The 6,575-nt window shown below is 67.0% G+C and carries 5 protein-coding genes and 1 pseudogene; 3 read left to right on the forward strand and 3 right to left on the reverse strand.

The annotated features are described in order from the left end of the window. The 3 genes and pseudogenes from aspA to ACE3UY_RS11520 all read left to right on the forward strand — a co-directional run. A pseudogene (gene aspA / locus ACE3UY_RS11510) lies at positions 1 to 222 on the forward strand (aspartate ammonia-lyase); the annotation flags it as partial. A 147-nt stretch (positions 223 to 369) separates the two neighbouring features. Beyond that, positions 370 to 774, forward strand: coding sequence for a Mov34/MPN/PAD-1 family protein (locus ACE3UY_RS11515; RefSeq protein ID WP_374687669.1), 405 nt, complete (start codon positions 370 to 372; stop codon positions 772 to 774). 190 nt (positions 775 to 964) lie between these two features. Beyond that, positions 965 to 1,639 carry a glycerol-3-phosphate acyltransferase gene (locus ACE3UY_RS11520; protein ID WP_374687670.1) on the forward strand — a complete coding sequence of 225 codons (675 nt, stop codon included), beginning with the start codon at positions 965 to 967 and terminating at the stop codon, positions 1,637 to 1,639. Positions 1,640 to 1,673: 34 nt separating this feature from the next. Here ACE3UY_RS11520 and ACE3UY_RS11525 read toward each other — a convergent pair whose 3' ends face one another. From ACE3UY_RS11525 to ACE3UY_RS11535, 3 genes are all read right to left on the reverse strand, one after another. Beyond that, a complete protein-coding gene (locus tag ACE3UY_RS11525) occupies positions 1,674 to 4,067 on the reverse strand; it encodes an ABC transporter substrate-binding protein (protein WP_374687671.1) in 2,394 nt (797 codons plus the stop codon). A 312-nt stretch (positions 4,068 to 4,379) separates the two neighbouring features. Next, positions 4,380 to 5,537: an NAD(P)/FAD-dependent oxidoreductase gene (locus ACE3UY_RS11530; protein ID WP_374687672.1), complete on the reverse strand. Its 1,158-nt coding sequence runs from the start codon at positions 5,535 to 5,537 to the stop codon at positions 4,380 to 4,382. Continuing rightward, complete coding sequence (locus ACE3UY_RS11535) at positions 5,534 to 6,520, reverse strand: ornithine cyclodeaminase family protein (protein ID WP_374687673.1); 987 nt, start codon at positions 6,518 to 6,520, stop codon at positions 5,534 to 5,536. The genes ACE3UY_RS11530 and ACE3UY_RS11535 overlap by 4 nt, the downstream gene beginning before the upstream one ends. Positions 6,521 to 6,575 lie beyond the last annotated feature (55 nt).

The raw sequence follows: 6,575 nt of genomic DNA on the forward strand, positions 1-6,575 counted from the left end.
ACCGGCTGGCTGGCCAAGAACGCCATCCTGGTGACGGCGCTCAATCCGGTTATCGGCTACCTGAAGGGGGCCGAGGTCGCCAAAGAGGCGCTGGCGACCAATCGCACGGTGCGCGAGGTGGTGGTCGAGAAGGGCTACCTCACCGCCGCAGAGGCAGACCAGCTGCTCGACGTGAGCACCCTGACCGAGGGCGGCATCCAGGGCGTCGCCGCTGGAGGCTGAGGTAATCCCGGATTAAGAGCTCACGCAAAGAACGCAAAGAGGCAAAGAACGCAAAGAAAAAACGCTGGTTTCTTTGCGTTCTTTGCGCCCTTGGCGTTCTTTGCGTGAGCCTCTTCAATCTGCGTAATCTGCGGATGGTCTCTCTTCATGGCCGAGTTGATCCTGAGCCGGGCGCTGGTGGACGAGATGGTGGCCCACGCCGCCGCGCTCTATCCCGAAGAGGTTTGTGGCCTGCTGGCCGGGCAAGCCGGCCGCGCGTCCCGCTTCTACCCCGTCGAGAACATCCACCACAGCCCCGTTGCCTACGAGATGGAGCCGGTACAGCAAATCCGGGCCATGCTCGACATCGAGGCGGCGGGTCTGGAGTTGCTGGCGATCGTCCACTCCCACCCCCACGGCCCGGCGCGCCCCTCGCCCACCGATGTGGCGCTGGCCTACTACCCCGATCAGGTGCAACTCATCCTGTCGCTGGCCGAACCGGAGCGGCCGGCGCTCGGCGCGTTCACCATCCGGGAGGGGGAGGTGCGGGCGGTGGCGTGGGGGATTGAATAGGTGCGGGGGAGCAGGGGGGCGGGGGTGCAGGGGAGAATCAGAGTCCGCATCTGATGATGCGGACGGCCTGAGCGGTTAGTAGCAGGTGAAGAGTCGCTGTCCCAGCGGCGATCCGACCGTCAAGCAACTCTCCCGCCCATCCCGTGTTATATAGGTGTAATTGCCAATCCCATCTATTGAGAGTGCAATCATGCAAGTCCTCTACTTCCTACTGGCCGGGCTGATCGGCTATCTCTGCGGTTCGGTGGCCTTTGGCTACATCTACGTGCGGCTGTTCAAAGGTGAAGACCTGCGCCAGATCGGCAGCGGGCGCACCGGCGGCACGAACTCGCTGCGCGCGGCCGGGCTGGGCGTTGGCCTGTTGACCTCGCTGAGCGACGTGTTCAAGGGCATCGTCGCCGTCTGGCTGACGACGTGGCTCTTCGACGACGCGCTCGGCCCGACGCTGCTGCCCTGGGCCCAGGCCACGGCCGGCGTGATGTCGGTGGTGGGCCACAACTGGTCGATCTTCCTTAAGTTCGCCGGCGGCGCGGGCACGGGGCCGAATGTGGGCTGGTCAACCGCCATCTGGCCCTGGGTGTTCCCCATCGCCTTTCTCGTCATGGGTGGGCTGCTCTATATCGTGGGCATGGCCTCGGTCGCGTCGCTCAGCATGGCTGTGGTGACCATCGTCATCTTCGCCGCCCGCTACTTTACCGGCATCGACGCCTCAGCCGCCTACCTGGTCGGCAGCGTCGTCGCCGGCCTCATCATCACCTGGGCGTTGCGCCCCAACATCAAGCGCGTCCTGAACGGCACAGAGCGCGTCGTCGGCCCGCGGGCGAAGCGCCAGGCGCAACGGGAAGCGGTAAGCAGTAAGCAGTAGTCAGTACTGACCACTGACCACTGATCACTGCTTACTACTCCCCCACCTTCGTCAGCCACTCATAATGCATCAACCCCAGCGCGTCGATGCGCACGTTGTCGATGGTGGGCAGGGAGATCGCCCGGCGCGGCTCCTGAGTCAGCGGCAAGGTCGGCAGTTCATCCGCCCACAGCTGCTGAATCTCGCCGTAGACCGTCAGCCGCTGCCCCTCGTCCAACTCGCCCCGCGCTTCCGCGACTAGCTCCGTCATGCGCGCGCTCTCGTAGTTGGAGCAGAAAACTCGGTCGGTGTTGGTCACGAAGAAGTCGGTCCAGCTCGTCGCATCCAGATAGGTCGTCGGCTGCCCGCGCCCCGGCCAGCCCAGCAAGTAGGCGGGGAAGCTGCACTGGGAGATTTGCAGACGGAACTCGTCCCACCCCGCGCCGCTGACGGTCACCTGGAAGACGCCTGTCTCCTCCAGTTGGGCCTTGATGGCGTTGGCGTAGGCCTCTTCCACGTCACTGTAACGCCCGTCGTTGACGAACCACAGTGTGATCGGCAGCTTCTCCTCCGCTGTATACCCCTCTTGCCGCAGCAGGTCGCGCGCACGGTTCAGGTCGCGCGCCGGGAAGGTGGGGGTGTGGCCGGGAATATCGTCGGGCACAGGGCTGAGCAGCGGCAAGCGCGCCCCGTTGAAAAGGGCGGCCAATGCCTCGCGGTCGATGGCGTAGGCCGCCGCCTGCCGCACGCGCTCCTTGTCCCACGGCTCCGTCGCCTGCTCGAAGATGATGTAGCTCTTGAAGGTAGACGGCCCCTCCCAGGCGGTGTAGTCCGCCTGCCCATCACCGCCCACATCCAGCGCCGCCAGATCGGCGAAGTCCTGGAAGGGCAAGCCCGTCCAGGCTAAATCGACCGAGCGGAATTCGACCAGCGAGCGGCGCATGGAGGAGGCGTCGGTGTAGAACTTGAGCGTGATGTTCTCGAAGGCCGGTTTCGGCTCGCCCGGCCAATCGGGGTTGGCCCGCAGCCGGATGCGGTCGTTCAGTTGCCAACTGACGATGGTATACGGGCCTATGCCGCCGCACGTGCTGCCGGGGTCGCCCGCGTCGGCGTAGCACTCATTGCTGATCGGGAAGAAGGGCGGCACGGCCAGAATGGCGGGGAAGTAGGCCGTTGGCTCCTGGAGGATGATCTTGACCGTGGCTGGGTCCATCACCTGCACCGCGTCCTCGTCGGCGAAGTTGTCGTCGTTGCTGTCCTTCAGGTAGGTGTTGACCAGGAAGTTGCCCAGCCCGGCGGCGCGGTTCAGGCTCCACTTCACGTCATCGGCCGTGAACTCAGTGCCGTCGGGGAAGCGCAGCCCCGTCCGCAGCGGGATGGTGTACTCCAGCTTGTCGGCCGACACCGAGGGCAGGGCCGAGGCCAGCAGCGGCATCAGCGTGTTGTCCGGCGTGAAGCGGTAGAGGCCGCTCATCGTGTTGTGCTTGATCTCCCAACTGATGAAGTCGGTCGTCAGGCTGGCCGGGTCCATGTCGCTGAACTGGCCGACGACGCCGATATATAGCTCGGTGGCCGGCGTGCCCACCCGCGACTCGCCGGGATTCACGGAGGCCGCCGGATCGGCCTCCGGGATGAGCCACGTGACGGTCAGCTGGTCGATTACGTCCTCCGCGTGTAGCTGGTCAATGGCGCTGTTGAGTGTGTCCAGCAGCTCGGTGTTGTCGGCGGCCACGGCGATGCCGTAGGGCTTGGCGTCGAGCCAGGCCTCCCGCCCCTCCCCGCCGGCGATGCGCACCTGCTCCGGGAAGCTGGCGGCGAAGTAGTCGGCGGTGTAGCTATCAATGATGACGGCGTCCACGACCTCATCGATGAGCGCCTGGATGAGTTGCGACGGCTTCTCGTACTGAGCGAACAGGTCGGTTTCGGCCACGCCCAACGCGCGCGCCGCGTCCAGGCCGGCGCTTTCGGCCAGCACGCCGACTGTCCGGCCGGGCTGGATGTCGGCCGGGCCGTTGATCTCCTTCTCGTCCACCAGGACGACGATGACCTGTCCAACCTCCAGGTAGGGATGGGTGTAGGCGATGCCCGGCGGCGGCGTGTCCGGGATGATGAGCGCCGACATGACGGCGTCGAAGTCGCGGGCCGAACCGGCGGCGATGTTGTTCAGCACCCCCTCGCTGGGCGTGACGACGAACTCATAGTCGAGGCCGGCCTTGGCGGCGATGCTCTCGACGACAGCGCTGTTGAAGCCGATGACGTTGCCGAACGGGTCGAAGTCGGCAAACGGGGGCAGCGGCGCATCGGTAGCGACAACCAGCAACTCGCTGTCGGGCGGGATGGGCAGATCGGCCGTGGGCGCGGCGGGGGCGGTCGGCTCGGGCAGGGTGTCGGCCGTCGGCTCGTCGCTGCCGGCGCAGGCGACTAGAGTTATCAGCAGTAAGAGGAACACAGAGAGACACAGAGGGCGGACACAGAGAGACACAGAGAAACCTCTTCTCCCTGTGTGTCTCTCTGTGTGATCTCTGTGTCTCTCTGTGTTCCTCTTCTCTTCTTCTCTCCGAAAAGACGCGGTTTCTAGGCGTCGAGAATGTTGGGGGAACGTCATGGGGAACCTCATCGGGGCCGGGGATCGGCCGCGTGGCGCTAGTATACCGGCCCCGGTGGAGAGGAAACCAGGGATTTCACAGATTGCACAGGTATAGGGGCTAGGGGTTAGGGGCTAGGGAAGAGCGTTCTTCCCCTAGCCCCTAGTCCCTAGCCCCTAAATCACGTTGTACTCGCGCGTTGTCCGCCCGGCGAAGCGCTCGTAGCCCAATTCGCTGATGTCGAGCGTGTGGGCCTGGCCGTCAAGGACGATCTCGCTGACCAGCAGCCCGGCGATCGGCCCGTGCATGAAGCCGTGGCCGGAGAAGCCGGTGACGACGACGAAGTTGTCGAATTGGGGCACGCGGCCGATGATGGGGTGGGCGTCAGGCGTGTTCTCGTAGAGGCCGGCCCAGCGCGCCTGCAAGCCAGCCTCGGCCAGCAGCGGCAGCCGGGTCACGGCCGCCTCCAGGTGGGTCAACTCCCATTCCTCGTCCACGCTCTCGTCAAAGCCGGGGGCCTGGTCGGGGTTGGACATGCCGGTCAGTAGCCCCTCCCCCTCGCGGTGGAAGTAGAGGCTGCGAGCAAAGTCAATGACGAATGGGAAGTCGGGGGCCAGCGCGGGCAGCGGGCCGGTCGTCACCATCTGCCGGCGCACCGGCGTGATGGGTAGGGGCGCGCCGGCCATCGCGCCTACCACGCCCGCCCACGGCCCGGCGGCGTTGACCACCGTTTCGCAGGCGATGCGACCCAGCGGCGTATGAACACCAGTCACGCGCCCGCCGGCCGCGTCTATGCCCGTCACCGGCGCCTCATTGTAGGCCCGCGCCCCCAGCCGGCGGGCGGCGGCGATGTAGCCGGCCACCACGCCGTGGGGATCGGCCAGCCCGTCGCCGGCGTGGAAGGTGGCGGCGAGCACGTCGCCGGCCGCCAGTTGGGGCACGCGCCGACGCACCTCGTCGCCGTCCAGCCACTCCGTCGGCACGCCCAGGCTGTGCTGCAACTCCACGTTACGCTGGAAGGTCGCCACGTCGCGCTCGTTCGTCGCCAGCAGCAGGTAGCCATCGTAGCGCAGGCCGATCGCCTGGCCGATCTCCTCCTCGAAACGGTCGAGCATAGGCAGGCTGAGTTGCGACAGGCGAATATTGATGGCTGTGCTGAACTGGTAGCGGATGCCCCCGGCGCACTTGCCGGTCGCGCCCTGGCCGAAGAAGCGCTGGCTCTCCAGCAGCACCACGTCGCGGACGCCGCGCGCCGCCAGGTGGTAGGCCGTGCTGGCCCCCATGACGCCGCCGCCAATGACGACGACTTGAGCCGATGCAGGTAGCGCGCTCATAGCGCCACCACCGTCCCCAGCCCCAGCGCCAGCCCGTTGCGCGCGACCCGTTGCGCCGCCAGCGCGTCCTGGACAGCGACGCCGACCGACTTGAAGAAGGTGATCTCCTCGGCGCTCGTCCGGCCCGGCTTCAGCCCGGCGATGACCTCGCCCAACTCCGCGCTCAGGTGATCGAGCGTCACCACGCCCTGGCGCAGGGGGATGAGCAGGTCGCCCGCCTCGGCCAGCGCCGCCTCGCGCGAATCGACGACGACACGCGCCCGCCGCACCGTCTCGGCGTCGATCTCCTGCATCTCCGGGGTGAAAGAGCCGACGCCGTTGACGTGCGCGCCCGGTTTCAGGTCGCGGCCGTCGAAGACAGGTGTGCGCGACGTGCTGGCGGCGCAGATGATGTCGGCGTCGCGCAGCGCTTCGGTCGGGCTGGCAGCGATCTCGATGCGGGCCGGGATCGGCCCCCGGCCGGCCATCTCGGTCGCGAACGCCTCGGCCCCGCCCAGGCTGTAGACCCACACGCGCTCAATTGGCCGCACCGTGCAGACCGCCTCCAGTTGGGTGCGCGCCTGCGCGCCGCTGCCGAAGAGGGCCACAGTGGTTGCATCGGGCCGGGCCAGCACGTCGGTCGCCGCGCCGGAGGCCGCGCCGGTGCGAATGGCGGTCAGGCTGCCCCCCTCGATGAGCGCTTGCGGCCGGCCCGTCGCCGCGTCCACGGCCAGTACCAGGGCGTGGATGAGCGGCAAGCCGCGCGCGGGGTTGCTGTTGAAGACGGAGACAAGCTTCAGGCCCACCGCGCCGTGGTCGGGCGCGCAAAAGGGCATGACCAGCGTGCTATCCCCCTCGGCCACGGCTAAATGAGTGCGCAGGGGAATCTGGACGCGCCCGGCGGAGAGCTCGGCGTAGGCCGCCTTCATCGCCGCAATGGCCTCGGCCATCGGCAAGGCGCGGCGCACGTCGGCGGCGGAGTAGAGTCGTAGTTCCATGCTCATAGTTTGTAGTCAGGCGCTTGAAACCCCGGGGTACCCCCAGCCGCAAGAAACGCCC

The organism is Promineifilum sp. (SeqCode), from assembly GCF_041918635.1.
Classification (GTDB): Bacteria; Chloroflexota; Anaerolineae; order Promineifilales; family Promineifilaceae; genus Promineifilum.